The organism is Streptococcus australis (genome assembly GCF_019930045.1).
GTDB classification, from domain to species: domain Bacteria; phylum Bacillota; class Bacilli; order Lactobacillales; family Streptococcaceae; genus Streptococcus; species Streptococcus australis_D.
This window is the reverse complement of the sequence record NZ_JAHZQQ010000030.1, coordinates 1-25,379: the sequence shown is the minus strand read 5'-3', so window position 1 is coordinate 25,379 and position 25,379 is coordinate 1. Positions and strand designations below refer to the sequence as shown.

The window sequence follows — 25,379 nt, the reverse complement described above, 5'->3', positions numbered from 1 at the left end:
GACGGAGTTGAAACAAAACGTGAGAAGAAGAGCGAAAGTGTCACCAAACAACCAGTTGAAGAAGTGGTTGAAGTGGGGACTAAGAAAGCTCCAGTCGTGACGACTCAGGAAGAAGTAGAAAAACATGAAGTTCCATTCACAACCCGTGAAGAAAAGAATGCAGATCTCCCAGAAGGCACACGGAATGTGAAAACTCCTGGTCAAAAAGGTGAGCGGACTATTGTTTATACCGTTACCTACACAGACGGAGTTGAAACAGATCGTATTGTGAAGAGCGACGACATAACCAAACAACCAGTTGAAGAAGTGATTGAAGTAGGGACTAAGAAACCACATGTACCGGTTGTTACAACCAAGAAAGTGGAACAAACTCTTGAATTACCATACAAGGTCATCCGTAAAGAAAACCCAGCACTTGCTAAGGGTGAAGAACGTCGCGTGACAGTTGGTAAGAAGGGTCAAGCTCTGATCGTTGAAGAGATTACCTATACAGATGGTGTTGAAACTGGACGTAAAGAACTAGAGCGTAAGGTGCTTGTTGAGCCAATTGATGAGTTTATCTACTACGGTGTAGCAGAAAACCCAGTCAAGCCAGTAAATCCGGTGAACCCAGTGAATCCGGTAAACCCAGTCAAACCGGTTAACCCAGGTAAACAGGAAGACCCTGCTAAACCAGCTGACAAGGTAGTAGCATTGGATCGTCCATCCACTAGTCCAGTGGTTGAAAACAAGCAAGCTCTACCAAATACAGGTGAACAAGGTACAGGCATCTTAGCCCTCCTTGGTGCAACTGTCTTGAGCATGTTCGGATTCCTTAGCCGCAAGAAGAAAGGCTGAGAAAGAGAAACCATGACTATAGAAAGGTGAACCCGAAAATAGTCCTCCCTTCTTCTACCATTTGTCAAGTCTATCAAGACTTTAAGTATAAAATGAGATAAGACAGTAGCTATTCTAATGTTGCTGTCTTATTTTTATTACTTATTGAGCCATAAAAGAGCATGCTAAAAGAGCTTCATTGAAACAAGGTGTTATTATAATACGAACTCAGAGGATGACCAGTAGCTTCTCAGCTTCCAGAAGATTTTGTATAGCCATATTACTCAAAAAGGTCTGAAGGTGCCGAGAATAGTTGAAGATAATTGAACAGTTTTTGGAGTTGCCCGACAGACGATGGGGGTCAATGGCGTCATTGTGAATGGTGTAACCATTAATCTTCTTACTGTTGACTAAAATTACCACCTTAAAACTTGCCTTACTCATACCAATCCCAAATAATGCTCGTAGAACAATACCTCTTTTGTCTTGAATAATAGTAATTTTGTTTTCAATACCCAATGTCTAGTGGTCCACATACTTTGGTAAATTTCTACCTAAAACAGAGATCTTGCCAGCTTGTCAAGCAACGTCTAGCACCATTGAGACCTACGACTTTACAAGACACTGCTACTTTGATATAAAGAAAAAGTGGGGAGCACTCTATCCAATCGTAGATTTCCTCGCTACTAATCTTAGGATGTTGTCTACTATTTTAAACATTCCCCTCGTTTGTCTTTACAGACGAGGCTTTCTCGTTACAATAGAGGTAGTAACAAGAAAAGAGGAGAAGAGAATGATAAGCCTTGAAGAGATTGATCAAGTTGTCCAGTCAGGTCCTTTTGAACCTACCTGGGACTCTCTTAGCCATCAAGTCTGTCCAGATTGGTATCGGGATGCCAAATTTGGAATGTTTATCCACTGGGGTGTCTACAGTGTACCTGCTTTCGGTTCGGAATGGTATTCGCGAAATATGTACATCCAAGGGAATCCTTGCTATGACTATCATCGAGAGCATTTTGGAGACCAGGCTAGCTTTGGTTACAAGGATCTCATTACTCTATTTACAGCCGATCGATTTGTTCCAGCATCTTGGCTGGATCTCTTTCAAAAAGCGGGAGCCCAGTATCTTTTTCCAGTTGCGGAGCACCACGATGGTTTTCAGATGTATGCCTCTACTCTATCGCCTTATAATAGCTTAGAAATGGGGCCGAGACGAGATGTCTTAGGAGAGCTGAGGGAGGAAGCAGAAAAACGTGGCCTGCACTTCTGTACGTCCTCTCACCGGGCAGAACACCAGTTTTTCTTTTCACATGGCAAGGAATTCGTCAGTGACATTTCGCAAGAAGTCCCAAGAGACAGCCTTTATTGGCCAGCCGAGCCAGAGCCCAAGGATCATTTTGATCTGACTTCCAAGCCTTATCCAAGTAAAGAATTCTTGGAAGATTGGCTGTTGCGAACCTGTGAACTGGTGCGGGACTACCAGCCAGAGCTCCTTTATTTTGACTGGTGGATCCAGCATGAGAGTTTCCGTCCCTACTTGATGCGCTTTTTGGCTTATTATTACAATCTAGCAGCACAAGAGGATCGCAAGGTGGCTGTTTGTTACAAACATGATGCCCTCCCTTTCGGTTCAGGAATCGTCGAGATGGAGCGGGGAGGATACGGAGAGACGCAAGCCTTTCCGTGGCAAATGGATACTGCGATAGCCCGTAATTCTTGGTGTTATACCCAGGATCTAGCCTACAAGACCAGTAAGGAATTGCTACAAAATTTAGTTGATGTTGTGGCAAAAAATGGCAATCTTCTGCTTAATATTGGACCCAAGGCAGATGGCACGATCCCTGAGCAAGACCAAGACATCCTCACAGAGATCGGGGACTGGCTAGCGGTAAATGGAGAAGCCATTTATCAGAGTCGGCCTTGGCGGGTGTCATCAGACGGACCGACCGAGGCCCAGGAAGGTTCCTTCTCAGATGGGCAAGCGCCACTCTATACCAGCCGAGATTTCCGCTATACCATGCGTGATGGCTTACTTTATGCTATCCAGCTGGAACCAAGTGGAAGGACGGAAGAGTTGACCTTGCCGTCTCTCGCCTATGATCTCAAGCAACCGAGAATTCTTCATGCGCGCATTCAAAAGCTAGAGCTCCTTGGAGAAAGCCAGCCCCTTTCTTGGAGCCAAGATGAGACAGGGCTCCATCTTCAGTTACCAGCCTGCAGCAAAAAACAACCGCGTGTTTTGCGCCTCAGCTTTTAGTTTTCTTGAAGCTTTCTATAAGGAATCGTTTAGGTTTCTCTTGTATACTGTACTCATCCAATAAGAAATGAGGTACAGAAAATGAAAATCTCAGTTAATTATCCAAAACGCTTTAAGAAATTGCCACAACAAGGTTCTTGTTACGGCGAATAAACTTTTTCATAAGGAACTCCCAAAGAAGGCTCTACCCGCAAGGGTAGAGTTTTTATGTACCAGAGACCTTGTGATTCGTGGTATAATAAGCCTATGGAAAAAAAGAACAAATTACTACTCATCGACGGGTCTTCCGTCGCTTTTCGTGCCTTTTTTGCACTCTACAATCAAATCGATCGCTTCAAAAATGCCAATGGGTTGCATACCAATGCGGTCTATGGCTTTAACCTCATGTTGAGTCATCTCTTGGAGCGCATCCAACCAACCCATGTCCTCGTTGCTTTTGATGCAGGAAAGACGACCTTTCGGACGGAGATGTATGCCGACTACAAAGGAGGTCGGGCAAAAACACCAGATGAATTCCGTGAGCAGTTCCCTTTTATTCGCGAGCAACTAGATCATTTGGGGATCCGCCATTATGAGCTGGCCCAGTATGAAGCGGATGATATTATTGGAACGCTAGATAAGATGGCAGAAACTAGCTCGGTGCCATTTGAAGTCACCATTGTCTCTGGGGATAAGGATTTGATCCAGCTGACAGATGACAATACGGTGGTTGAGATTTCCAAAAAAGGGGTAGCAGAGTTTGAGGAATTCACTCCAGCCTATCTGAAAGAAAAAATGGGGCTGACACCAGAGCAATTTATCGACCTCAAGGCCTTGATGGGAGATAAGTCGGATAATATCCCGGGTGTCACCAAGATTGGAGGAAAGACCGGGATCAAACTACTCCTAGAATACGGCTCTCTCGATGGCATTTACGAGCATATCGATGAGATGAAGGCTTCTAAGATGAAGGAAAACCTCATCAATGACAAGGAACAGGCCTATCTGTCCAAGACCCTTGCGACCATCGATACCAATGCGCCCATTGAAATTGGGCTTGACGATATCATCTATACGGGCCCTCATCTAGAAAATCTCGCCAAGTTTTATGAGGAGATGGGCTTCAAGCAACTCCGTCAGGCCTTGGATCTCAGTGGAGAAGAAGCGGCTCCTGTAGCCATTGACTATACAGAAGTCGAGCAAGTCACTTCCGATATGCTCACGGAAGATAGTTTCTTCCATTTTGAGATTTTTGGGGACAACTACCATACGGAACCCATTATCGGTTTCGCATGGGGGACCAAAGGTCAACTCTACGCGAGTACAGATACTGGTCTTTTACAAACACCAATTTTCAAAGAATTTCTCGAAAAAACGCCCCTCAAGGTCTATGACTTCAAGCGGGCCAAGGTCTTGCTCAGCCACTTGGGTATTACCCTTCAAAAGCCGGCATTTGACAGTCGATTGGCCAAGTATCTCTTGTCGACCGTAGAGGACAATGAGATTTCAACCATTGCGAGTCTCTATAGTCAGATTGCGCTACCGCTGGACGAAGTCGTTTATGGCAAGGGAGCCAAAAAAGCTATTCCAGAAAAGGCAGTCCTATTAGAGCATTTGGCACGGAAAGTCGCTGTTCTACTGGATACAGAAGAGTCTATGATGGAGCAGTTGCAAGCCCATGACCAGCTAGATTTGCTCTATGATATGGAGCAACCACTAGCAGCTGTTTTGGCCAAGATGGAAATCGCGGGGATCAAGGTAGAGCGCCAGACCCTAGAAGATATGCAGGTGGAAAACGAGGTGGTCTTGGAACGCTTAACTCAAGAAATCTATGAGCTTGCAGGAGAAGAGTTTAACATCAATTCTCCAAAACAATTGGGGGTCATCCTCTTTGAAAAATTGGAACTCCCTCTTGAATATACGAAGAAGACCAAAACTGGCTATTCAACAGCTGTCGATGTCTTGGAACGCCTGGCTCCAATTGCACCGATTGTGTCTAAGATTCTTGAATACCGCCAAATTGCTAAGATCCAGTCGACCTATGTCATCGGTCTTCAAGATTGGATTTTGGAAGATGGGAAGATCCATACCCGCTATGTGCAGGATTTGACGCAGACAGGACGCTTGTCCAGCGTGGATCCCAACCTGCAAAACATTCCTGTCCGTTTGGAACAAGGCCGTCTTATTCGCAAGGCTTTTGTCCCAGAAGAGGAAAATAGTGTCTTGTTGAGTTCGGACTATTCACAAATCGAACTGCGCGTCTTGGCCCATATTTCAGGAGATGAGCATTTGATTGATGCCTTTAAGCATGGGGCAGATATCCATACATCGACTGCTATGCGGGTCTTCAATATTGAAAAACCAGAAGATGTGACGCCGAATGACCGGCGAAATGCCAAGGCAGTAAACTTCGGTGTGGTTTATGGAATTTCTGACTTTGGACTGTCTAACAACCTAGGGATCAGTCGAAAAGAAGCCAAGGCCTACATTGAAACCTACTTCGAACGCTACCCTGGCATCAAGAACTATATGGAAAGAGTGGTACGGGAAGCGCGTGACAAAGGCTATGTGGAGACTCTCTTCAAGCGTCGTCGGGAGATTCCAGATATCAATTCTCGCAACTTCAATGTTCGAGGCTTTGCGGAGCGGACAGCTATCAACTCACCCATCCAAGGATCGGCAGCAGACATCTTGAAAATTGCCATGATCCACTTGGACCAAGCGCTAGAAAGAGGAGCATACAAGACCAAGATGCTCCTTCAGGTCCACGATGAAATCGTTCTGCAAGTACCAAGTGATGAACTGGCAGCGATCAAAGAACTCGTCAAAGAGACCATGGAATCCGCTATCGAACTTGCAGTACCACTGGAAGCCGATGAAAATGAAGGCAAAACATGGTATGAAGCCAAATAAGATTGAGTTTGTTCAAAACAGAAAGCGGTAGGAGACTTTTCAGTTTCCTACCGCTTTTAACGACAAACACTTGCAATGCCTTCCGTATTGTTATACTATTTAAAGAAAGGAAACGCATACAAAAGGAGATTCTTATGGCTTATTCATTTCGCAATCCTAGTGATGGCATTATCAAACATTACCTAGAAACCAGCAAGATCATCGCTGTGGTTGGATTATCTGACCGTGAAGAGACGACTAGCCATCGTGTCAGCAAGGAGATGCAAGAGCGGGGCTACCGGATTATTCCCGTTAATCCTCGTGCAGCCGGTGGCCAAATCCTTGGAGAAACGGTGTACGCTAGCCTGCAGGAAATTCCTTTCCCAGTAGATATCGTCGATGTTTACCGTCGCAGTGAGTTTTTGCCAGATGTAGCGCGTGACTTTATCGAGTCGGATGCGAAGATTTTCTGGGCGCAACTAGAGCTGGAAAATCAAGAAGCAGAAGAAATCCTTCGTGGAGCTGGACGAGAAGATATCGTCATGAACCGCTGTATCAAACGCGAGCACACTCGTTTGGTCTTAGGAGAAGGATAGCCTTTGATTTATCCCAGAACCTCGCGTCTTTCATCCAGTGATTAAACTGATACGAGAGATGAAATAAATACAGACGGATTTCCCTAACAGAGAAAAAAGAACCCACCTAGCGATGTGGAGGAATGAACTCCAATCGAAGGTGGGTTTTCTTGTTTTCTTTGTTAATCAAGTGGATTAGACTTTGGTAGATCCGGAGCCTTTTGTTGGAAGCGCCTGTCCGCCTGCATCCGTTTTTGAAGGAGGGTATGGTAGAAGATGATTTGGCAACTGGTTGCATAAGGTTTGACATAAAAATTCGCCATTCCTAAAGTGAAAAAAGATAGAATTTGCCAACCGAGCAGACTCAAATCAAGAACAAGGCGGTGGCTCTTAAAGCCTTTCATCTCTTCCTTACTTTGGCGGAGGATAGACATGGGCCCATCATAGGTTCCTGTCATCAGTCGACTATATAGGATCAACTCGACCAAACTATACTGGTAATAAAAAGGGAGGAAGAGCAGGAGCCCAACCAGAGCCATTAAGAGGCCGGTCGTCATCGTGGGAGCTAACTTAAGAATTGCTTGAACTTCTGGAGTATCCGCTCTAAGGGTAGACGTAGTGGAGAAGGATTCATTGATAGCGAGAACGTGATAGCTGACCACCGTTAAGAGGAGTTGACTCACATAGAGGAGGCTCCCCCACAAAGATAGGATAACTTGCTTAATGAATAGTGTCAAAAACGCAGGTGTAAAATACTGGCTGTGAAAGATGGTGAAGATACCAAAGTTCTTTTCTCCCTTGCTAGAGGCAGAAATCAAAAAGCGAAAAGTTGCCCCTAAATAGAGGAAAGAAAGGATGAATCCAATAATTGCAGGGAAAATCTGCCGACTTAGAAGAAAGAGCATCCCTTCTCTAAGTTCCATGTGAGCAAGTGTTTCAGTGATGTCTGTCCCTGTCAACATGTAACTTGCAAGGATTGTCAGGAAAGTTGGCAAGGCAAAGTAGGAGAAGACTTTGGGATGTTGCAATTGCAGCTGACGAGCTTGAGCACGAACCAATTTGATATTCATAATGTCCTCTTTCATGGTAGTAGTACCCTATATTATAACACAAGTCCGTGACAGAGCTGGTAAAATTTGGTACAATCGTACAGGTGCTCACAGGAGATCCTGTGACAGGAATAAGAAGGCTGGGACTATTTTCCCAGTACGGAGGTAACCATGACAGATTCACCGATTCAATATCGATTAATCAAAAAAGAAAAGCATACAGGAGCTCGTCTGGGAGAAATTATTACCCCCCACGGGACCTTCCCAACTCCAATGTTTATGCCTGTAGGGACTCAGGCAACCGTTAAGACCCAATCGCCAGAAGAACTCAAGGAAATGGGTTCCGGAATTATCTTGGCCAACACCTACCATCTCTGGCTTCGTCCGGGGGACGACTTGGTCGCAAAAGCAGGAGGACTGCACCAGTTCATGAACTGGGACCAGCCGATTTTGACAGATAGTGGAGGCTTCCAGGTCTATTCACTAGCGGATACCCGCAATATCACCGAAGAAGGGGTAACCTTTAAAAACCACCTCAACGGTTCGAAGATGTTCCTCTCCCCAGAAAAGGCCATCTCCATCCAAAACAATCTAGGGAGCGACATCATGATGTCCTTTGATGAATGCCCTCAGTTCTATCAACCCTATGATTATGTGAAGAAATCAATCGAACGGACCAGTCGTTGGGCAGAACGTGGCCTGAAGGCTCATCGTCGCCCTCATGCTCAAGGTCTTTTCGGGATTGTCCAAGGGGCTGGATTTGAAGACTTGCGCCGTCAGTCTGCTCAAGATTTGGTCAGCATGGACTTTCCAGGCTATTCTATCGGTGGGTTAGCTGTTGGGGAAAGCCATGAAGAGATGAATGCCGTGCTGGATTTCACAACTCCGCTCTTACCAGAGAACAAGCCTCGCTATCTCATGGGAGTAGGAGCTCCAGACAGTCTGATCGATGGCGTTATTCGTGGAGTGGACATGTTTGACTGTGTCTTGCCGACGCGGATTGCGCGAAATGGCACCTGTATGACTAGTCAAGGACGTTTGGTAGTGAAAAATGCGCAATTTGCAGAAGACTTTACACCGCTAGACCACGAGTGTGATTGCTACACTTGTAAGAATTACACCCGTGCTTATCTTCGCCATCTCCTCAAGGCAGATGAGACCTTTGGCATTCGTTTGACCAGTTATCACAACTTGTATTTCTTGATCAACCTCATGAAGCAAGTCCGTCAAGCTATCATGGATGACAATCTCTTAGAATTCCGTGAGCATTTTGTTGAAAAATATGGCTATAACAAGTCAGGCCGGAATTTTTAGGAAAAGCTAAATAGGAAGAAAAAAGACTACAGCCATCTTAGAATAATAGAAATAACTGCTAGACGCAGTGGTTGATTGGAATCTTTGGAGCTTGTTAAGCTCCAAAGATTCCAATCAACTGTGCGGGGGCGAGACGACGAACAAATTAGATATAAATTTGTTCTGTCTCGCTCCCTTTTTTCTATATAATAGCAACTTTTTTGGCACTCTATTTCTTTCGAAAACACTTTCATTAAAAAAATGAAAAAAATCTATTCAAATCCCTTGCATTGGGGCTTTCATTGTGTTAAACTACTATGGTGCTGTGAAAAACAGCTATTAGCTTTGATGCAAGAGGTTGCGACACGCTCGGTTGCATTGCCACGCAACGCGCGTCGGTTTTCTTGTGGAGCTAGCCTATTATCTTAAATAGACGAAAAGGAGAAAAAGATGGCAAACAAAAAAATCCGCATCCGTTTGAAAGCGTACGAACACCGTACACTTGACACAGCGGCTGCAAAAATCGTAGAATCAGCTACTCGTACAGGTGCACAAGTTGCGGGTCCAATCCCACTTCCAACTGAGCGTAGCCTCTACACAATCATTCGTGCGACTCACAAATATAAAGATTCTCGCGAACAATTCGAAATGCGCACACACAAACGTTTGATCGATATCATCAACCCAACTCAAAAAACAGTTGACGCTTTGATGAAATTGGATCTTCCAAGTGGTGTAAACGTAGAAATCAAACTTTAATTTAAAGCTTGATACCTTGAGCATAAAAAACGCTCGTTAAAAACTTTTTGAATAAAAAACTATAGAAAAGGAACTATTTTCTCATGACAAAAGGAATCTTAGGGAAAAAAGTGGGAATGACTCAAATCTTCACTGAAGCTGGCGAATTGATCCCTGTAACAGTTATCGAAGCAACTCCAAACGTTGTTCTTCAAGTTAAAACTGTTGAAACAGATGGTTACAACGCTATCCAAGTTGGTTTCGATGACAAACGCGAAGTATTGAGCAACAAACCTGCTAAAGGACATGTAGCAAAAGCTAACACGGCTCCTAAGCGCTTCATTCGTGAATTCAAAAACGTTGAAGGCTTGGAAGTTGGTGCTGAAATCACAGTTGATACTTTCGAAGCTGGAGACATTGTTGATGTAACTGGTACTTCTAAAGGTAAAGGTTTCCAAGGTGTTATCAAACGCCACGGACAATCACGTGGACCTATGGCTCACGGTTCTCGTTACCACCGTCGTCCAGGTTCTATGGGACCTGTTGCACCTAACCGCGTATTCAAAGGTAAAAACCTTGCAGGACGCATGGGTGGCGATCGTGTAACGATTCAAAACCTTGAAGTTGTACAAGTTGTTCCAGAAAAGAACGTTATCCTTATCAAAGGTAACGTACCAGGTGCTAAGAAATCTCTTATCACTATCAAGTCAGCAGTTAAAGCTGGTAAATAATAAGGAAAGGGGAATACAGTCAAAATGGCAAATGTAACATTATTCGACCAAACTGGTAAACAAGCGGGCGAAGTTGTTCTTAACGATGCGATCTTTGGTATCAAACCAAACCAAGCAGTTGTATTTGATGTGATCATCAGCCAACGTGCTAGCCTTCGTCAAGGAACTCACGCAGTTAAAAATCGCTCAGCTGTTTCAGGTGGCGGACGCAAACCATGGCGTCAAAAAGGAACTGGACGTGCTCGTCAAGGTTCTATCCGCTCTCCACAATGGCGTGGTGGTGGAATCGTCTTCGGACCAACTCCACGTAGCTATGCGTACAAACTTCCTCAAAAAGTTCGTCGCCTTGCACTTAAATCTGTTTACTCAGAAAAAGTTGCTGAAAACAAATTTGTAGCCGTTGATTCTCTTGAATTTACAGCTCCAAAAACTGCTGAATTTGCAAAAGTTCTTGCAGCTTTGAGCATCGATTCTAAAGTCCTTGTTATTCTTGAAGAAGGAAACGAATTCGCAGCTCTTTCAGCTCGTAACCTTCCAAACGTGAAAGTTGCGACTGCTACAACTGCAAGTGTTCTTGACATCGCAAATAGTGACAAACTTCTTGTTACTCAAGCAGCTATCTCTAAAATCGAGGAGGTTCTTGCATAATGAATTTGTATGATGTTATCAAAAAACCTGTTATCACTGAAAAGTCAATGGCTCAACTTGAAGCAGGCAAATATGTATTCGAAGTTGACACTCGCGCTCACAAACTTTTGATCAAACAAGCTGTTGAAGCTGCCTTTGAAGGTGTAAAAGTTGCGAATGTGAACACTGTAAACGTAAAACCTAAAGCAAAACGCGTTGGACGTTACACTGGTTTTACTTCAAAAACTAAAAAAGCTATCATCACGCTTACAGCTGATTCAAAAGCAATCGAGTTGTTCGCTACTGAAGCTGAATAATCTAAGGAGGAAATATCGTGGGAATTCGTGTTTATAAACCAACAACAAACGGTCGCCGTAATATGACTTCTTTGGATTTCGCTGAAATCACAACAAGCACACCAGAGAAATCTTTGCTCGTTTCATTGAAGAGCAAAGCAGGTCGTAACAACAACGGACGTATCACAGTTCGTCACCAAGGTGGTGGACACAAACGTCATTACCGTTTGATTGACTTCAAACGTAACAAAGATAACGTTGAAGCAGTTGTAAAAACAATTGAGTACGATCCAAACCGTTCTGCAAACATCGCTTTGGTACACTACACTGACGGTGTGAAAGCATACATCATCGCTCCAAAAGGTCTTGAAGTTGGTCAACGCATCGTTTCAGGTCCAGAAGCAGATATCAAAGTCGGAAACGCTCTTCCACTTGCTAACATCCCAGTTGGTACTTTGATCCACAACATCGAATTGAAACCAGGTCGTGGTGGAGAATTGGTACGTGCTGCTGGAGCTTCTGCTCAAGTATTGGGTCAAGAAGGTAAATACGTACTTGTTCGTCTTCAATCAGGTGAAGTTCGTATGATTCTTGGAACTTGTCGTGCTACAGTTGGTGTTGTCGGAAACGAACAACATGGACTTGTAAACCTTGGTAAAGCAGGACGTAGCCGTTGGAAAGGTATCCGCCCAACAGTTCGTGGTTCTGTAATGAACCCTAACGATCACCCACACGGTGGTGGTGAAGGTAAAGCACCAGTTGGTCGTAAAGCACCATCAACTCCATGGGGCAAACCTGCTCTTGGTCTTAAAACTCGTAACAAGAAAGCGAAATCTGACAAACTTATCGTTCGTCGTCGCAACGAGAAATAATTTAGAACTAGTCGCTTAAGCGCTGGATGATCCGCCAGCTCGGTAGCGCTCCTTGTGAGCGCAAGCCGCTGTGGTACTATATTTAAAGGAGAAAATAATAAAATGGGACGCAGTCTTAAAAAAGGACCTTTCGTCGATGAGCATTTGATGAAAAAAGTTGAAGCTCAAGCTAACGACGAAAAGAAAAAAGTTATCAAAACTTGGTCACGTCGTTCAACGATCTTCCCAAGTTTCATTGGTTACACTATCGCAGTTTATGATGGACGTAAACACGTACCTGTTTACATCCAAGAAGACATGGTAGGTCACAAGCTTGGTGAATTTGCACCAACTCGTACTTACAAAGGTCACGCTGCAGATGACAAGAAGACACGTAGAAAATAAGGAGAACATAAATGGCAGAAATTACTTCAGCTAAAGCAATGGCTCGTACAGTGCGTGTTTCACCTCGTAAATCACGTCTTGTTCTTGACAACATCCGTGGTAAAAGCGTAGCCGATGCAGTAGCAATCTTGAAATTCACTCCAAACAAAGCAGCTGAAATCATCTTGAAAGTGTTGAACTCAGCAGTAGCAAACGCTGAAAACAACTTTGGTTTGGAAAAAGCAAACTTGGTAGTATCTGAAGCATTCGCAAACGAAGGACCAACGATGAAACGTTTCCGTCCACGTGCGAAAGGTTCAGCTTCACCAATCAACAAACGCACAAGCCACATCACAGTGGTTGTGACAGAAAAATAAGGAGGTAACATCGTGGGTCAAAAAGTACATCCAATTGGAATGCGTGTCGGCATCATCCGTGATTGGGATGCCAAATGGTATGCTGAAAAAGAATACGCGGATTACCTTCATGAAGATCTTGCAATCCGTAAATTCATTCAAAAAGAATTGGCTGACGCAGCGGTTTCTACTATCGAAATCGAACGCGCAGTAAACAAAGTTAACGTTTCTCTTCACACTGCTAAACCAGGTATGGTTATCGGTAAAGGTGGAGCAAACGTTGATGCACTTCGTGCAGCTCTTAACAAATTGACTGGCAAACAAGTACACATCAACATCATTGAGATTAAACGTCCTGACTTGGATGCTCACCTTGTTGGTGAAGGAATTGCTCGTCAATTGGAACAACGTGTTGCTTTCCGTCGTGCACAAAAACAAGCGATCCAACGTGCTATGCGTGCTGGAGCTAAAGGAATCAAAACTCAAGTATCAGGTCGTTTGAACGGTGCAGATATTGCCCGTGCAGAAGGATACTCTGAAGGAACTGTTCCACTTCACACACTTCGCGCTGATATCGATTACGCTTGGGAAGAAGCAGACACTACTTACGGTAAACTTGGTGTTAAAGTATGGATCTACCGTGGTGAAGTTCTTCCAGCTCGTAAAGACGCTAAAGGAGGTAAATAACCAATGTTAGTACCTAAACGTGTAAAACACCGTCGCGAATTCCGTGGTAAAATGCGCGGTGAAGCAAAAGGTGGAAAAGAAGTAGCATTCGGTGAATACGGTCTTCAAGCTACAACTAGCCACTGGATCACTAACCGCCAAATCGAGGCAGCTCGTATTGCCATGACTCGTTACATGAAACGTGGCGGTAAGGTTTGGATCAAGATCTTCCCGCACAAATCATACACCGCTAAGGCTATCGGGGTACGTATGGGATCTGGTAAAGGGGCACCTGAAGGTTGGGTGGCACCAGTTAAACGTGGTAAAGTAATGTTTGAAGTTGCTGGTGTATCTGAAGAGATCGCTCGCGAAGCGCTTCGTCTTGCAAGCCATAAATTGCCAGTTAAATGTAAATTCGTAAAACGTGAAGCAAAATAAGGAGAGGTCATGAAACTTACAGAAGTAAAAGAATTTGTTAAAGAACTTCGTGGTCTTTCTCAAGAAGAACTCGCGAAGCGTGAAAATGAATTGAAAAAAGAATTGTTTGAACTTCGTTTCCAAGCTGCTGCAGGTCAATTGGAGCAAACTGGACGTTTGAAAGAAGTGAAAAAACAAATCGCTCGTATCAAAACTGTTCAATCAGAAGCTAAATAATAGACTAGGGAAGGAGAATTTCAATGGAACGCAATAATCGTAAAGTTCTTGTTGGACGCGTTGTGTCTGACAAAATGGACAAAACAATCACAGTTGTAGTTGAAACTAAACGTAACCACCCAGTCTATGGTAAACGTATCAACTATTCTAAAAAATACAAAGCACATGATGAAAACAACGTTGCCAAAGAAGGCGATATCGTTCGTATCATGGAAACTCGTCCGCTTTCAGCTACAAAACGCTTCCGTCTTGTAGAAGTTGTTGAAGAAGCGGTTATCATCTAATCAAACCTGAAAGGAGAAAACTGAAATGATTCAAACAGAAACTCGTTTGAAAGTCGCAGACAACAGCGGTGCTCGCGAAATCTTGACTATCAAAGTTCTTGGTGGTTCAGGACGTAAATTTGCAAACATCGGTGATGTTATTGTGGCATCTGTAAAACAAGCTACTCCTGGTGGTGCGGTTAAAAAAGGTGACGTTGTAAAAGCTGTTATCGTTCGTACTAAATCAGGTGCTCGTCGTAAAGATGGTTCATACATCAAATTCGACGAAAATGCTGCAGTGATCATCCGTGAAGACAAAACTCCTCGCGGAACTCGTATCTTTGGCCCAGTCGCTCGCGAATTGCGTGACGGTGGATTCATGAAGATCGTATCACTTGCTCCAGAAGTACTTTAATTTAAAATATCACAAACACAGTCCCCTGGCTAACTAGCCAGGGTGCCCACCGGGCGTAAGAATAAAAGGAGAATAAAATGTTTGTAAAAACTGGCGACAAAGTTCGTGTAATTGCTGGTAAAGACAAAGGTGTTGAAGCTAAAGTCGTTGCTGCTCTTCCAAAAGTAAATAAAGTTGTTGTTGAAGGTGTAAACCTTGTTAAAAAACACCAACGTCCAAATAACGAAAACCCTCAAGGTGCTATCATCGAAAAAGAAGCTCCAATCCATGTATCAAACGTTCAAGTCTTGGATAAAAACTGTGTTGCTGGACGTGTTGGCTACAAATTTGTAGATGGCAAAAAAGTTCGTTATAACAAAAAATCAGGCGAAGTGCTTGACTAATCACGAAGGAAAGGAGAAGTATAATGGCTAATCGTTTAAAAGAAAAATACCTTAATGAAGTAGTTCCAGCTTTGACTGAACAATTTAACTACTCATCAGTTATGGCAGTGCCAAAAGTTGATAAGATCGTTTTGAACATGGGTGTTGGAGATGCTGTTTCTAACGCTAAAAACCTTGAGAAAGCTGCTGAAGAATTGGCATTGATCTCAGGTCAAAAACCACTTATCACAAAAGCTAAAAAATCAATCGCCGGCTTCCGTCTTCGTGAAGGTGTAGCGATCGGTGCGAAAGTAACTCTTCGTGGCGAACGTATGTACGAATTCTTGGACAAATTGGTTTCAGTTTCACTTCCACGTGTTCGTGACTTCCACGGTGTTCCAACAAAATCATTTGACGGACGCGGAAACTACACACTTGGTGTGAAAGAACAATTGATCTTCCCAGAAATCAACTTTGATGATGTTGATAAAACTCGTGGTTTGGATATCGTAATCGTAACTACTGCGAACACAGACGAAGAATCACGTGCATTGCTTACTGGCCTTGGTATGCCGTTTGCAAAATAATATAGGAGGTAAAACTAATGGCTAAAAAATCTATGATTGCTAAGAACAAACGCCCAGCGAAGTTCTCTACTCAAGCATACACTCGCTGTGAACGTTGTGGACGTCCACACTCAGTTTACCGCAAGTTTAAACTTTGCCGTGTTTGCTTCCGTGAATTGGCATACAAAGGACAAATCCCTGGTGTCACTAAAGCATCTTGGTAATATCATGATACAAAGAGTGTAACAACCACAGCAAAAATAGGAGATTTGGTGCAGGGGCGTCGCTCCAAAACAAATCTATCTTTTTTGCACAGGTTGTAGCTCGTGTTCAAATGAGACATTCTCATTTGTAGGTATCAAAACTTTTTGAGCCCAGCTCAATCATTAACTAGCAAGTGAAACATTCAAACTACTAGTAAGAGGAGAAATAAAAAATGGTTATGACTGACCCAATCGCAGACTTCCTTACACGTATTCGTAACGCTAACCAAGCTAAACACGAAGTACTTGAAGTGCCTGCATCAAACATCAAAAAAGGGATTGCTGAAATCCTTAAGCGCGAAGGTTTTGTAAAAAACGTTGAATTCATCGAAGATGACAAACAAGGCATCATCCGTGTATTCTTGAAATATGGACAAAACGGTGAAAAAGTTATCACAAACTTGAAACGTGTATCAAAACCAGGTTTGCGTGTTTACAAAAAACGTGAAGATCTTCCAAAAGTTCTTAATGGACTTGGAATTGCTATCCTTTCAACTTCTGAAGGTTTGCTTACTGATAAAGAAGCTCGCCAAAAGAATGTTGGTGGGGAAGTTATCGCTTACGTTTGGTAATATTTAGCTCCCAATTTCGTTGTGACTCTTCGTTATCGTCTCATGCCTAACCCTAAGTTATGTCTGCGAGACGATGCCTCGATTCACTTAGAAATTGAGACCTAAACATTAACTTTTAAATCAAAATGATTTAAACCCCGTGAAAACTGGCCTTTATGGCCTGACAATTTAACAGGAGAATAAGAACATGTCACGTATTGGTAATAAAGTTATCGTGTTGCCTGCTGGTGTTGAACTCACTAACAATGACAACGTCGTAACTGTAAAAGGACCTAAAGGAGAACTTACTCGTGAGTTCTCAAAAGATATTGAAATCCGTGTGGAAGGAACTGAAGTCACTCTTCACCGTCCAAACGATTCAAAAGAAATGAAAACTATCCACGGAACTACTCGTGCCCTTTTGAACAACATGGTTGTTGGTGTATCAGAAGGATTCAAGAAAGAACTTGAAATGCGCGGGGTTGGTTACCGTGCACAACTTCAAGGATCAAAACTTGTTTTGGCTGTTGGTAAATCACATCCAGACGAAGTTGAAGCTCCAGAAGGAATTACTTTTGAACTTCCAAACCCAACAACAATCGTTGTTAGCGGAATTTCAAAAGAAGTAGTTGGTCAAACAGCTGCTTACGTACGTAGCCTTCGTTCACCAGAACCTTACAAAGGTAAAGGGATCCGTTATGTTGGTGAATTCGTTCGCCGTAAAGAAGGTAAAACAGGTAAATAATGTAGTTTGGTTGTTTTTCAACCAATCTTCATCTTACCAACTCAGTGCTTAGCACATGATTTTAAAATTAAGAGGTGAAAATTGTGATTTCGAAACCAGATAAAAATAAAATCCGTCAAAAACGCCACCGTCGCGTTCGCGGAAAACTCTCTGGAACTGCTGATCGCCCACGTTTGAACGTATTCCGTTCTAATACAGGCATCTACGCTCAAGTAATTGATGACGTAGCGGGTGTAACGCTCGCAAGCGCTTCAACTCTTGACAAAGAAGTTTCAAAAGGAACTAAAACTGAACAAGCCGTTGTTGTCGGCAAACTTGTTGCTGAACGTGCAGTTGCTAAAGGTATTTCTGAAGTGGTGTTCGACCGCGGTGGATATCTATATCACGGACGTGTTAAAGCTTTGGCTGATGCAGCTCGTGAAAACGGATTGAAATTCTAATAGGAGGACACTAGAAAATGGCATTTAAAGACAATGCAGTTGAACTTGAAGAACGTGTAGTTGCCATCAACCGTGTTACAAAAGTTGTTAAAGGTGGACGTCGTCTTCGCTTTGCAGCTCTTGTAGTTGTTGGTGACCGTAACGGACGTGTTGGTTTTGGTACAGGTAAAGCTCAAGAAGTACCAGAAGCAATCCGTAAAGCAGTAGAAGATGCTAAGAAAAACTTGATTGAAGTTCCTATGGTTGGAACAACAATTCCTCACGAAGTAACATCAGTATTTGGTGGAGCTCGTGTATTGTTGAAACCAGCTATCGAAGGGGCTGGAGTTGCTGCAGGTGGTGCAGTTCGTGCCGTTGTTGAATTGGCAGGTATTGCAGATGTAACATCTAAATCACTTGGATCAAACACTCCAATCAACATTGTTCGTGCAACAGTGGAAGGTTTAGCTCAATTGAAACGCGCTGAAGAAGTTGCTGCCCTTCGTGGTATTTCAGTTTCTGACTTGGCTTAAGAAAGGAGATTCAAATGGCTCAAATTAAAATTACTTTGACTAAGTCTCCAATCGGACGCATCCCGTCACAACGTAAAACTGTTGTAGCACTTGGACTTGGCAAATTGAACAGCTCTGTTATTAAAGAAGATAACCCAGCAGTACGTGGTATGATTACTGCAGTATCTCACTTAGTAACAGTTGAAGAAGTAAAATAATCTATTTTGAAATAGAACAAGGTTTTCAGGGGTATGAGAAATTTCTCATCCCCTAAAACTAAATATAAGTATAGGCGAGTTTGTAGTCGGGACACCTTTTCCTGATTGCATGCGTTAGCAATTTACAAAAGAGGAGAAAATAATAATGAAACTTCATGAATTACAACCTGCTGCAGGTTCACGTAAAGTCCGCAACCGTGTTGGTCGTGGTACTTCATCTGGTAATGGTAAAACTTCTGGCCGTGGTCAAAAAGGTCAAAAAGCTCGTAGCGGTGGCGGTGTACGTCTTGGTTTTGAAGGTGGACAAACTCCATTGTTCCGTCGTCTTCCAAAACGTGGATTTACAAACATCAACGCTAAAGAATATGCGATTGTAAACCTTGATCAGTTGAACGTCTTCGAAGATGGTGCTGAAGTAACACCAGTAGTACTTGTGGAAGCAGGTATTGTAAAAGCTGAAAAATCAGGAATTAAAATTCTTGGTAACGGAGAATTGACTAAGAAATTGTCTGTTAAGGCAGCTAAATTCTCTAAATCAGCTGAAGAAGCTATCACTGCTAAAGGTGGTTCAGTAGAAGTCATCTAAGAGGGGTGACCTATGTTCTTTAAATTATTAAAAGATGCATTTAAGGTTAAACAAGTACGATCAAAAATTTTATTTACTATTTTTATCATACTTGTCTTCCGAATCGGGACCACGATTACGGTTCCTGGTGTGAATGCGAAAATCCTTAACAACTTACAAGATGTTTCCTTCTTGAATATGATGAGCTTGGTGTCAGGGAATGCTATGAGAAACTTCTCTGTCTTCGCCCTTGGGGTGAGTCCTTACATCACGGCTTCCATCGTAGTTCAGCTCCTTCAAATGGATTTGCTTCCGAAGTTTGTTGAGTGGGGGAAACAAGGAGAAGTTGGGCGGAGAAAGTTAAATCAGGCAACACGCTATATTGCCTTGGTTCTAGCTTTCGTTCAATCCATTGGAATTACAGCTACTTTCCACACCTTGTCACAAGCTAAATTAGTATCCACACCGAACGTTGAAACCTACATCTTGATTGGTGCAATTTTAACGACAGGTTCGATGATTGTGACCTGGTTGGGAGAACAGATTTCTGAAAAAGGATACGGAAACGGTGTTTCTATGATCATCTTTGCGGGGATTGTTTCTTCCATCCCAGAAATGATCAAAGGTGTCTATGAAGATTCATTTGTTAACGTCCGTCCTGGACAATTGAACAATTCACTAATTTTCGTAGGTGTATTAATCTTAGCGGTATTAGTGATTGTCTACTTCACAACCTTTGTGGAACAAGCACAGTATAAAATTCCAATTCAATACACAAAGATTGCACAAGGAGCACCATCTAGCTCATATCTTCCACTGAAGGTAAACCCAGCTGGAGTTATTCCTGTCATCTTTGCTAGCTCGATCACAGCTGCACCTGCAGCAATTTTCCAAGTCATTAGTGCCATGGGTTACAATGCTGGATGGGTTCGAACAGCACAATCTATGTTAGCAACCAATACACCAACAGGTGTAGCAATGTATGCTTTGCTAATCATTTTGTTTACTTTCTTCTACACATTTGTACAGATTAACCCAGAAAAAACTGCGGAAAATCTACAAAAGAGTGGTGCCTACATTCCAGGTGTACGTCCTGGTAAGGGAACAGAAGACTACATGTCACGTCTTCTTAGACGATTGGCTACGGTTGGTTCTCTCTTCCTTGGATTCATCACCATTATTCCAATCCTTGCCCGGGATGCTTTTGGTTTAACAGATACAGTTGCTCTCGGAGGAACTAGTCTCTTGATCATCATCTCAACTGGTATTGAAGGAATGAAACAATTAGAAGGTTACTTATTGAAACGCAAATACATTGGTTTCATGGATACAACAGAATAGAATTAGGTTGACATTGTCAACCTTCTATTTTGTTTTTGAATAAGTTTGTTAGATCGTAACAGACTTATTTAAAAACAAAATAAGGAGCAAATGATTATGAATCTATTAATCATGGGATTGCCTGGAGCAGGTAAGGGGACACAAGCGGCTAAGATTGTAGAACAATTTCAAGTTGCACATATCTCAACTGGGGATATGTTCCGTGCTGCAATGGCCAATCAAACCGAAATGGGTGTGTTGGCAAAATCATTCATCGATAAAGGTGAATTGGTGCCGGATGATGTGACAAACGGGATTGTAAAAGAACGTTTGGCTCAAGACGATATTAAGGAAAAAGGATTCCTCTTAGATGGTTTCCCTCGCACGATTGAACAAGCACATGCTTTGGATCAAATCTTGGTCGACCTTGGTCTTGAACTTGAGGGAGTGATCAACATCGAAGTAGATCCATCTTGCCTTCTTGAACGCTTGAGTGGACGTATTATTCACCGTGAAACAGGTGAAACCTACCATAAGGTATTCAATCCACCAGCTGATTACAAGGAAGAAGACTATTACCAACGTGAGGACGATAAACCAGAAACGGTTAAACGCCGCTTGGATGTGAACATTGCTCAAGGTGAGCCAATTCTTGCTCATTATCGTGCAAAAGGGTTAGTCCATGATATCGAAGGAAATCAAGACATTAACGACGTCTTTAAAGATATCCAAAAAGTCTTGGAGAATTTGAAATAAAAACGTTTTAGTCACTTGCAATAATTGACAACAAGTGATACAATGAATTAGTCTGACTTATAATTGTTACCTCTGTGCTCAGAGGAATGAATCGAAATTTATGGAGGTACTTTTGCGTGGCAAAAGACGATGTGATTGAAGTAGAAGGCAAAGTAGTCGATACGATGCCGAATGCTATGTTTACGGTTGAACTTGAAAATGGACATCAGATTTTAGCAACAGTTTCTGGTAAAATTCGTAAAAACTATATTCGTATTTTAGCGGGAGATCGTGTTACAGTGGAGATGAGTCCGTACGATTTGACACGTGGACGTATCACATACCGCTTTAAATAATCGAAAAACTTGGAGGGATAAAAATGAAAGTAAGACCATCGGTCAAACCAATTTGCGAATACTGTAAAGTAATTCGTCGTAATGGTCGTGTTATGGTAATTTGCCCAGCAAATCCAAAACACAAACAACGTCAAGGATAAGATAGAAAGGAGAAAACATGGCTCGTATTGCTGGAGTTGACATTCCAAATGACAAACGTGTAGTAATTTCATTGACTTATGTATACGGTATCGGACTTCCAACATCTAAGAAAATTCTTGCTGCTGCAGGCGTTTCTGAAGATATTCGTGTTCGTGACCTTACACCAGATCAAGAAGATGCTATCCGTCGTGAAGTTGACGCAATTAAAGTAGAAGGTGACCTTCGTCGTGAAGTGAACTTGAACATTAAACGTTTGATGGAAATCGGTTCATACCGTGGTATCCGTCACCGTCGTGGACTTCCTGTTCGTGGACAAAACACTAAAAACAATGCTCGCACTCGTAAAGGTAAAGCTGTTGCGATTGCTGGTAAGAAAAAATAAGAAAATAAAATAAGGAGGTAAAAATCTTGGCTAAACCAACACGTAAACGTCGTGTGAAAAAGAATATCGAATCAGGTATTGCTCATATTCACGCAACATTTAATAACACAATTGTTATGATTACTGATGTGCATGGTAACGCAATTGCATGGTCATCTGCAGGTGCTCTTGGTTTCAAAGGTTCTCGTAAATCTACACCATTTGCTGCACAAATGGCTTCAGAAGCTGCTGCAAAATCAGCTCAAGAACATGGTCTTAAATCAGTAGAAGTTACTGTTAAAGGTCCTGGTTCTGGTCGTGAGTCTGCTATTCGTGCTCTTGCTGCTGCTGGTCTTGAAGTTACTGCAATCCGCGATGTGACTCCTGTGCCACACAATGGTGCTCGTCCTCCAAAACGTCGCCGTGTATAATCATCAACAATTACACAGCTTTTCGTTTCAGAGGGAGTATAGCAAATGATTGAGTTTGAAAAACCAAATATAACAAAAATTGATGAAAATAAAGATTACGGTGTATTTGTAGTAGAACCACTTGAACGCGGTTATGGTACAACACTAGGGAACTCACTTCGTCGCGTATTATTAGCTTCACTTCCAGGTGCTGCTGTTACTTCAATTAACATTGAAGGTGTATTGCACGAATTTGATACAGTTCCAGGTGTCCGTGAAGACGTTATGCAAATCATTCTTAACGTTAAAGGAATCGCTGTAAAATCTTACGTCCAAGACGAAAAGATTATTGAACTTGATGTAGAAGGTCCTGCAGAAGTAACTGCTGGAGATATTCTTACAGATAGCGATATTGAAATTGTAAACCCTGATCATTATCTTTTCACAATCGGTGAAGGATCAAGCTTCAAAGCGACTTTGACTGTAAACAGCGGTCGTGGTTATGTTCCAGCTGATCAAAATAAAAAAGATGATGCACCAGTAGGTACACTTGCTGTAGATTCGATCTATACGCCAGTGACAAAAGTTAATTACCAAGTTGAACCAGCTCGCGTTGGTAGCAACGATGGTTTTGACAAACTAACCCTTGAAATCTTAACAAATGGAACAATTATTCCAGAAGATGCTTTAGGTTTATCTGCTCGTATTTTGACAGAACACCTTAACCTCTTTACGAACTTAACAGAAATCGCGATTGCGACAGATGTTATGAAGGAAGTAGATACAGCATCAGATGATCGAGTACTAGAACGTACCATCGAAGAATTGGATCTTTCTGTTCGTTCATATAACTGTTTGAAACGTGCCGGTATCAATACTGTGTATGATTTGACAGAAAAATCTGAACCAGAAATGATGAAGGTTCGTAACCTTGGACGTAAGAGTCTCGAAGAAGTTAAAGTTAAGCTTGCCGATTTAGGCCTTGGGCTAAAAAACGATAAATAGAGGAGGAATACATGGCTTACCGTAAACTAGGACGCACTAGCTCACAACGTAAAGCAATGCTTCGTGATTTGACAACAGATCTTATCATCAATGAAGCAATCGTAACAACTGAAGCACGTGCAAAAGAAATCCGTAAATCAGTTGAAAAAATGATTACTTTAGGTAAACGTGGTGACTTGCATGCACGTCGTCAAGCAGCTGCTTACGTACGTAACGAAGTTGCATCACAAAACTTTGATGAAGAAACTGGTAAATATTCAGAAACAACTGCACTTCAAAAATTGTTCTCTGAACTTGCACCACGTTATGCTGAGCGCAATGGTGGATATACTCGTATCCTTAAAACTGAACCACGCCGTGGGGATGCTGCGCCAATGGCAATTATCGAATTAGTATAAAATCATCAATTTTGTTGAGTGTTATGATGTTGGAAGAACTGAATGGTTCTTCTTAGTCTAGCTCTGGTCTGCCGCTAGGATTTATCCTAGCGGTAACACTCATCATATTGAGGTAAATGGTAGACGCTTGTTTACGAAATTGCTTTAAATTAAAACAATTTCGTAAGCAGGCGTTTTTTTGATATAATAGAATAGTTATGACAGTAATAGAAAAATCACAAGCACTCGCCCAGCAATTATTGGCAAAGCGTTACCTCGCCTCGCTAAAAGATAATCCAGAGCAGTTCATTGGGGTTGAACTCGAATTTCCAATCGTAAATACAATGGGGAATAAAACGGATGTACTGGTTACAAAGGCTCTTTTTAAGTATCTGCAAGAAGTTGAAGAGTTTATTGCGATTAAACAAGATGAAGATGGGAATCCAGTCCAGTTACAACATAAAATAAATAAAGATCAAATTGTATTTGAGTTATCTTACAATACTATTGAATTTGCTTTTGAAAAGACTAAAACCATCCAAGAAGTCGAAAGCCGGTTTCAACACTATTTAGGAATCATTCAATCATTCTTAAGAGAGAGAGAGCATCAAATAGAAGGAAGAGGCATCCATCCTTATTGGAGAATAAATGATAATCAACCAGTAAAAATTGATCGTTATAAAATGCTGATTCAATTCTTGCAACTATCTGGACAAGATCCTAACCATCGATTCCATCATTATCCAGACTATGGAACCTTTATTTGTGGCAATCAAGTACAATTAGATGTTTCAAGAACGAATTACTTGGAAATAATTAATGAGATGAATAAGGTGGAGCCGGCAAAAGCATATCTGTTTGCTAATTCCATTTTCGATGGAGAAGACTGGGATACGAAGATCTCAAGAGATATTTTCTGGGAAGATTCCATGCATGGCTATTATCAGGAAAATGTTGGTGTAAATCCTAAAGCGTTTATAAATGAACAGGACTTTCTAGAATATTTAGCGAAGACAGCCTTGTTTTATGTTTATCGTGAGAATGAAATCTTTTATTTCGAACCTATTAGAGTAAAGGATTATCTCGCAAAAGAAAAAATAGTAGCCTATCGCTTAGATAGAACTAGACAAGAAATAAAACCGCAAGAAGAGGACCTAAAGAATCATAGAAGCTACCATTTTCAAGATTTAACAACAAGAGGAACCATCGAATATAGAAGTGTTTGTACTCAACCATTAAATAAAACATTTGCACCAATTGCATTTCATGTCGGATTGCATCATAATATCAAAGAATTAAACGAGTATTTAGCTCAAAATATCGTTTTTGATTTTAGTAAAGAAAATCCGAAAGAATTAAGAAGGCAATATTCGAAAAAACGGTTAACTGAAAATGAATTGGTAAAAATTAAACAATATTCATTAGATCTGTTAAAAATCTCAAAAAGAGGATTGATTGATCGCGGAAACCAAGAAGAGGTTTATCTCGAAGAAATCATAAAAGAGCTTGGGAAATGTTGATTTAACAGCATTTCCTTTTTTTAAATTAAAAAAACCCCCAATTGTCAAGTCAAGTGCAACAAAGTCATTCCTCTGATTAAGCGAGTGTTCTTCCAGCTGTTTGAGCTAGCT

At 42.0% G+C, this 25,379-nt stretch carries 36 protein-coding genes; 35 read left to right on the top strand and 1 reads right to left on the bottom strand.

The features are described 5' to 3' along the window. From K1J10_RS06870 to K1J10_RS06855, 4 genes are all read left to right on the top strand, one after another. Positions 1 to 837, top strand: an 837-nt coding sequence (locus K1J10_RS06870; RefSeq protein ID WP_223356348.1) for a G5 domain-containing protein, incomplete at its 5' end; no start/stop codon positions are given. Positions 838 to 1,609: 772 nt separating this feature from the next. Continuing rightward, a complete protein-coding gene (locus tag K1J10_RS06865) occupies positions 1,610 to 3,073 on the top strand; it encodes an alpha-L-fucosidase (RefSeq protein WP_223356345.1) in 1,464 nt (487 codons plus the stop codon). Positions 3,074 to 3,319: 246 nt separating this feature from the next. Further along, positions 3,320 to 5,965, top strand: coding sequence for a DNA polymerase I (gene polA, locus K1J10_RS06860; RefSeq protein WP_223356343.1), 2,646 nt, complete (start codon positions 3,320 to 3,322; stop codon positions 5,963 to 5,965). Positions 5,966 to 6,099: 134 nt separating this feature from the next. Next, complete coding sequence (locus tag K1J10_RS06855) at positions 6,100 to 6,540, top strand: CoA-binding protein (RefSeq protein ID WP_154854775.1); 441 nt, start codon at positions 6,100 to 6,102, stop codon at positions 6,538 to 6,540. Positions 6,541 to 6,701: 161 nt separating this feature from the next. On the opposite strand, the gene K1J10_RS06850 is transcribed toward K1J10_RS06855, so the two are convergent. Beyond that, positions 6,702 to 7,589, bottom strand: a complete 888-nt coding sequence (locus tag K1J10_RS06850) for a DUF975 family protein (protein WP_223356341.1) — start codon at positions 7,587 to 7,589, stop codon at positions 6,702 to 6,704. Positions 7,590 to 7,739: 150 nt separating this feature from the next. On the opposite strand from K1J10_RS06850, the gene tgt reads away from it, so the two are divergent. The 31 genes from tgt to K1J10_RS06695 all read left to right on the top strand — a co-directional run bounded on the left by tgt (position 7,740) and on the right by K1J10_RS06695 (position 25,268). After that, on the top strand, positions 7,740 to 8,882 hold the full coding sequence (tgt, locus tag K1J10_RS06845) for a tRNA guanosine(34) transglycosylase Tgt (RefSeq protein ID WP_223356339.1): 1,143 nt from the start codon (positions 7,740 to 7,742) through the stop codon (positions 8,880 to 8,882). Positions 8,883 to 9,311: 429 nt separating this feature from the next. Next, positions 9,312 to 9,620 carry a 30S ribosomal protein S10 gene (gene rpsJ, locus K1J10_RS06840; protein WP_003009585.1) on the top strand — a complete coding sequence of 103 codons (309 nt, stop codon included), beginning with the start codon at positions 9,312 to 9,314 and terminating at the stop codon, positions 9,618 to 9,620. A gap of 83 nt (positions 9,621 to 9,703) precedes the next feature. Beyond that, positions 9,704 to 10,330, top strand: coding sequence for a 50S ribosomal protein L3 (rplC, locus tag K1J10_RS06835; RefSeq protein ID WP_003010846.1), 627 nt, complete (start codon positions 9,704 to 9,706; stop codon positions 10,328 to 10,330). A 24-nt stretch (positions 10,331 to 10,354) separates the two neighbouring features. Beyond that, complete coding sequence (gene rplD / locus K1J10_RS06830) at positions 10,355 to 10,978, top strand: 50S ribosomal protein L4 (protein WP_021154251.1); 624 nt, start codon at positions 10,355 to 10,357, stop codon at positions 10,976 to 10,978. Then, on the top strand, positions 10,978 to 11,274 hold the full coding sequence (locus K1J10_RS06825) for a 50S ribosomal protein L23 (RefSeq protein WP_006595190.1): 297 nt from the start codon (positions 10,978 to 10,980) through the stop codon (positions 11,272 to 11,274). Before rplD ends, K1J10_RS06825 begins: the two co-directional genes overlap by 1 nt. A gap of 17 nt (positions 11,275 to 11,291) precedes the next feature. Then, positions 11,292 to 12,125: a 50S ribosomal protein L2 gene (rplB, locus tag K1J10_RS06820; protein ID WP_061564620.1), complete on the top strand. Its 834-nt coding sequence runs from the start codon at positions 11,292 to 11,294 to the stop codon at positions 12,123 to 12,125. Positions 12,126 to 12,227: 102 nt separating this feature from the next. Next, on the top strand, positions 12,228 to 12,509 hold the full coding sequence (gene rpsS / locus K1J10_RS06815; protein WP_000533766.1) for a 30S ribosomal protein S19: 282 nt from the start codon (positions 12,228 to 12,230) through the stop codon (positions 12,507 to 12,509). An 11-nt stretch (positions 12,510 to 12,520) separates the two neighbouring features. Beyond that, positions 12,521 to 12,865, top strand: a complete 345-nt coding sequence (gene rplV / locus K1J10_RS06810) for a 50S ribosomal protein L22 (RefSeq protein WP_006595188.1) — start codon at positions 12,521 to 12,523, stop codon at positions 12,863 to 12,865. A gap of 12 nt (positions 12,866 to 12,877) precedes the next feature. After that, positions 12,878 to 13,531 (top strand): 30S ribosomal protein S3, encoded by a 654-nt coding sequence (gene rpsC / locus K1J10_RS06805; protein WP_003002336.1) that lies wholly within the window; start codon positions 12,878 to 12,880, stop codon positions 13,529 to 13,531. Between the two features lie 3 nt (positions 13,532 to 13,534). Continuing rightward, the gene (gene rplP, locus K1J10_RS06800) at positions 13,535 to 13,948 is read left to right on the top strand and encodes a 50S ribosomal protein L16 (RefSeq protein ID WP_006595186.1); all 414 of its coding nucleotides are present in this window, start codon (positions 13,535 to 13,537) and stop codon (positions 13,946 to 13,948) included. A 9-nt stretch (positions 13,949 to 13,957) separates the two neighbouring features. Continuing rightward, complete coding sequence (gene rpmC / locus K1J10_RS06795; protein WP_003002350.1) at positions 13,958 to 14,164, top strand: 50S ribosomal protein L29; 207 nt, start codon at positions 13,958 to 13,960, stop codon at positions 14,162 to 14,164. Between the two features lie 23 nt (positions 14,165 to 14,187). Continuing rightward, positions 14,188 to 14,448: a 30S ribosomal protein S17 gene (gene rpsQ / locus K1J10_RS06790; protein WP_000440801.1), complete on the top strand. Its 261-nt coding sequence runs from the start codon at positions 14,188 to 14,190 to the stop codon at positions 14,446 to 14,448. Between the two features lie 25 nt (positions 14,449 to 14,473). Next, positions 14,474 to 14,842: a 50S ribosomal protein L14 gene (gene rplN, locus K1J10_RS06785; protein WP_002894494.1), complete on the top strand. Its 369-nt coding sequence runs from the start codon at positions 14,474 to 14,476 to the stop codon at positions 14,840 to 14,842. 77 nt (positions 14,843 to 14,919) lie between these two features. Next, positions 14,920 to 15,225, top strand: a complete 306-nt coding sequence (gene rplX, locus K1J10_RS06780; RefSeq protein ID WP_223356337.1) for a 50S ribosomal protein L24 — start codon at positions 14,920 to 14,922, stop codon at positions 15,223 to 15,225. A 23-nt stretch (positions 15,226 to 15,248) separates the two neighbouring features. Next, positions 15,249 to 15,791: a 50S ribosomal protein L5 gene (rplE, locus tag K1J10_RS06775; protein ID WP_006595184.1), complete on the top strand. Its 543-nt coding sequence runs from the start codon at positions 15,249 to 15,251 to the stop codon at positions 15,789 to 15,791. Positions 15,792 to 15,808: 17 nt separating this feature from the next. Then, positions 15,809 to 15,994, top strand: coding sequence for a type Z 30S ribosomal protein S14 (locus K1J10_RS06770; RefSeq protein WP_001085699.1), 186 nt, complete (start codon positions 15,809 to 15,811; stop codon positions 15,992 to 15,994). A gap of 212 nt (positions 15,995 to 16,206) precedes the next feature. Further along, the gene (rpsH, locus tag K1J10_RS06765) at positions 16,207 to 16,605 is read left to right on the top strand and encodes a 30S ribosomal protein S8 (protein ID WP_003010897.1); all 399 of its coding nucleotides are present in this window, start codon (positions 16,207 to 16,209) and stop codon (positions 16,603 to 16,605) included. Between the two features lie 187 nt (positions 16,606 to 16,792). Then, entirely contained in the window at positions 16,793 to 17,329 is a 537-nt protein-coding gene (gene rplF / locus K1J10_RS06760) for a 50S ribosomal protein L6 (protein WP_000086640.1), read from the top strand. A gap of 83 nt (positions 17,330 to 17,412) precedes the next feature. Beyond that, complete coding sequence (gene rplR / locus K1J10_RS06755; RefSeq protein WP_003010871.1) at positions 17,413 to 17,769, top strand: 50S ribosomal protein L18; 357 nt, start codon at positions 17,413 to 17,415, stop codon at positions 17,767 to 17,769. Between the two features lie 17 nt (positions 17,770 to 17,786). After that, on the top strand, positions 17,787 to 18,281 hold the full coding sequence (gene rpsE / locus K1J10_RS06750; RefSeq protein ID WP_006595182.1) for a 30S ribosomal protein S5: 495 nt from the start codon (positions 17,787 to 17,789) through the stop codon (positions 18,279 to 18,281). 14 nt (positions 18,282 to 18,295) lie between these two features. After that, on the top strand, positions 18,296 to 18,478 hold the full coding sequence (gene rpmD / locus K1J10_RS06745) for a 50S ribosomal protein L30 (protein WP_002894509.1): 183 nt from the start codon (positions 18,296 to 18,298) through the stop codon (positions 18,476 to 18,478). A 145-nt stretch (positions 18,479 to 18,623) separates the two neighbouring features. Continuing rightward, on the top strand, positions 18,624 to 19,064 hold the full coding sequence (gene rplO / locus K1J10_RS06740; protein WP_006595181.1) for a 50S ribosomal protein L15: 441 nt from the start codon (positions 18,624 to 18,626) through the stop codon (positions 19,062 to 19,064). Positions 19,065 to 19,076: 12 nt separating this feature from the next. Further along, positions 19,077 to 20,384 (top strand): preprotein translocase subunit SecY, encoded by a 1,308-nt coding sequence (gene secY, locus K1J10_RS06735; protein WP_223356335.1) that lies wholly within the window; start codon positions 19,077 to 19,079, stop codon positions 20,382 to 20,384. A 96-nt stretch (positions 20,385 to 20,480) separates the two neighbouring features. Next, positions 20,481 to 21,119 (top strand): adenylate kinase, encoded by a 639-nt coding sequence (locus tag K1J10_RS06730; protein WP_006597039.1) that lies wholly within the window; start codon positions 20,481 to 20,483, stop codon positions 21,117 to 21,119. A 116-nt stretch (positions 21,120 to 21,235) separates the two neighbouring features. Then, a complete protein-coding gene (infA, locus tag K1J10_RS06725) occupies positions 21,236 to 21,454 on the top strand; it encodes a translation initiation factor IF-1 (RefSeq protein WP_001029883.1) in 219 nt (72 codons plus the stop codon). Positions 21,455 to 21,477: 23 nt separating this feature from the next. Next, positions 21,478 to 21,594: a 50S ribosomal protein L36 gene (rpmJ, locus tag K1J10_RS06720; protein ID WP_001808836.1), complete on the top strand. Its 117-nt coding sequence runs from the start codon at positions 21,478 to 21,480 to the stop codon at positions 21,592 to 21,594. Between the two features lie 17 nt (positions 21,595 to 21,611). Next, positions 21,612 to 21,977, top strand: coding sequence for a 30S ribosomal protein S13 (rpsM, locus tag K1J10_RS06715; protein ID WP_003009631.1), 366 nt, complete (start codon positions 21,612 to 21,614; stop codon positions 21,975 to 21,977). Between the two features lie 26 nt (positions 21,978 to 22,003). Further along, the gene (gene rpsK / locus K1J10_RS06710; protein WP_001118385.1) at positions 22,004 to 22,387 is read left to right on the top strand and encodes a 30S ribosomal protein S11; all 384 of its coding nucleotides are present in this window, start codon (positions 22,004 to 22,006) and stop codon (positions 22,385 to 22,387) included. A 45-nt stretch (positions 22,388 to 22,432) separates the two neighbouring features. After that, a complete protein-coding gene (locus K1J10_RS06705; protein ID WP_006595177.1) occupies positions 22,433 to 23,371 on the top strand; it encodes a DNA-directed RNA polymerase subunit alpha in 939 nt (312 codons plus the stop codon). 11 nt (positions 23,372 to 23,382) lie between these two features. Next, the gene (gene rplQ, locus K1J10_RS06700) at positions 23,383 to 23,769 is read left to right on the top strand and encodes a 50S ribosomal protein L17 (protein ID WP_006595176.1); all 387 of its coding nucleotides are present in this window, start codon (positions 23,383 to 23,385) and stop codon (positions 23,767 to 23,769) included. 197 nt (positions 23,770 to 23,966) lie between these two features. Then, on the top strand, positions 23,967 to 25,268 hold the full coding sequence (locus K1J10_RS06695) for a glutamate-cysteine ligase family protein (protein ID WP_223356333.1): 1,302 nt from the start codon (positions 23,967 to 23,969) through the stop codon (positions 25,266 to 25,268). The last annotated feature ends 111 nt before the right edge of the window (positions 25,269 to 25,379 follow it).

Excerpts from the sequence above, each read along its gene's own strand:
- K1J10_RS06865 (WP_223356345.1), top strand. The coding sequence starts at position 1,610 with ATGATAAGCCTTGAAGAGATTGATCAAGTTGTCCAGTCAGGTCCTTTT.
- polA (WP_223356343.1), top strand. The coding sequence starts at position 3,320 with ATGGAAAAAAAGAACAAATTACTACTCATCGACGGGTCTTCCGTCGCT.
- K1J10_RS06855 (WP_154854775.1), top strand. The coding sequence starts at position 6,100 with ATGGCTTATTCATTTCGCAATCCTAGTGATGGCATTATCAAACATTAC.
- K1J10_RS06850 (WP_223356341.1), bottom strand. The coding sequence starts at position 7,589 with ATGAATATCAAATTGGTTCGTGCTCAAGCTCGTCAGCTGCAATTGCAA.
- tgt (WP_223356339.1), top strand. The coding sequence starts at position 7,740 with ATGACAGATTCACCGATTCAATATCGATTAATCAAAAAAGAAAAGCAT.
- rpsJ (WP_003009585.1), top strand. The coding sequence starts at position 9,312 with ATGGCAAACAAAAAAATCCGCATCCGTTTGAAAGCGTACGAACACCGT.
- rplC (WP_003010846.1), top strand. The coding sequence starts at position 9,704 with ATGACAAAAGGAATCTTAGGGAAAAAAGTGGGAATGACTCAAATCTTC.
- rplD (WP_021154251.1), top strand. The coding sequence starts at position 10,355 with ATGGCAAATGTAACATTATTCGACCAAACTGGTAAACAAGCGGGCGAA.
- K1J10_RS06825 (WP_006595190.1), top strand. The coding sequence starts at position 10,978 with ATGAATTTGTATGATGTTATCAAAAAACCTGTTATCACTGAAAAGTCA.
- rpsS (WP_000533766.1), top strand. The coding sequence starts at position 12,228 with ATGGGACGCAGTCTTAAAAAAGGACCTTTCGTCGATGAGCATTTGATG.
- rplV (WP_006595188.1), top strand. The coding sequence starts at position 12,521 with ATGGCAGAAATTACTTCAGCTAAAGCAATGGCTCGTACAGTGCGTGTT.
- rplP (WP_006595186.1), top strand. The coding sequence starts at position 13,535 with ATGTTAGTACCTAAACGTGTAAAACACCGTCGCGAATTCCGTGGTAAA.
- rpmC (WP_003002350.1), top strand. The coding sequence starts at position 13,958 with ATGAAACTTACAGAAGTAAAAGAATTTGTTAAAGAACTTCGTGGTCTT.
- rpsQ (WP_000440801.1), top strand. The coding sequence starts at position 14,188 with ATGGAACGCAATAATCGTAAAGTTCTTGTTGGACGCGTTGTGTCTGAC.
- rplN (WP_002894494.1), top strand. The coding sequence starts at position 14,474 with ATGATTCAAACAGAAACTCGTTTGAAAGTCGCAGACAACAGCGGTGCT.
- rplX (WP_223356337.1), top strand. The coding sequence starts at position 14,920 with ATGTTTGTAAAAACTGGCGACAAAGTTCGTGTAATTGCTGGTAAAGAC.
- rplE (WP_006595184.1), top strand. The coding sequence starts at position 15,249 with ATGGCTAATCGTTTAAAAGAAAAATACCTTAATGAAGTAGTTCCAGCT.
- K1J10_RS06770 (WP_001085699.1), top strand. The coding sequence starts at position 15,809 with ATGGCTAAAAAATCTATGATTGCTAAGAACAAACGCCCAGCGAAGTTC.
- rpsH (WP_003010897.1), top strand. The coding sequence starts at position 16,207 with ATGGTTATGACTGACCCAATCGCAGACTTCCTTACACGTATTCGTAAC.
- rplF (WP_000086640.1), top strand. The coding sequence starts at position 16,793 with ATGTCACGTATTGGTAATAAAGTTATCGTGTTGCCTGCTGGTGTTGAA.
- rpsE (WP_006595182.1), top strand. The coding sequence starts at position 17,787 with ATGGCATTTAAAGACAATGCAGTTGAACTTGAAGAACGTGTAGTTGCC.
- rpmD (WP_002894509.1), top strand. The coding sequence starts at position 18,296 with ATGGCTCAAATTAAAATTACTTTGACTAAGTCTCCAATCGGACGCATC.
- rplO (WP_006595181.1), top strand. The coding sequence starts at position 18,624 with ATGAAACTTCATGAATTACAACCTGCTGCAGGTTCACGTAAAGTCCGC.
- secY (WP_223356335.1), top strand. The coding sequence starts at position 19,077 with ATGTTCTTTAAATTATTAAAAGATGCATTTAAGGTTAAACAAGTACGA.
- K1J10_RS06730 (WP_006597039.1), top strand. The coding sequence starts at position 20,481 with ATGAATCTATTAATCATGGGATTGCCTGGAGCAGGTAAGGGGACACAA.
- rpmJ (WP_001808836.1), top strand. The coding sequence starts at position 21,478 with ATGAAAGTAAGACCATCGGTCAAACCAATTTGCGAATACTGTAAAGTA.
- rpsM (WP_003009631.1), top strand. The coding sequence starts at position 21,612 with ATGGCTCGTATTGCTGGAGTTGACATTCCAAATGACAAACGTGTAGTA.
- K1J10_RS06705 (WP_006595177.1), top strand. The coding sequence starts at position 22,433 with ATGATTGAGTTTGAAAAACCAAATATAACAAAAATTGATGAAAATAAA.
- rplQ (WP_006595176.1), top strand. The coding sequence starts at position 23,383 with ATGGCTTACCGTAAACTAGGACGCACTAGCTCACAACGTAAAGCAATG.
- K1J10_RS06695 (WP_223356333.1), top strand. The coding sequence starts at position 23,967 with ATGACAGTAATAGAAAAATCACAAGCACTCGCCCAGCAATTATTGGCA.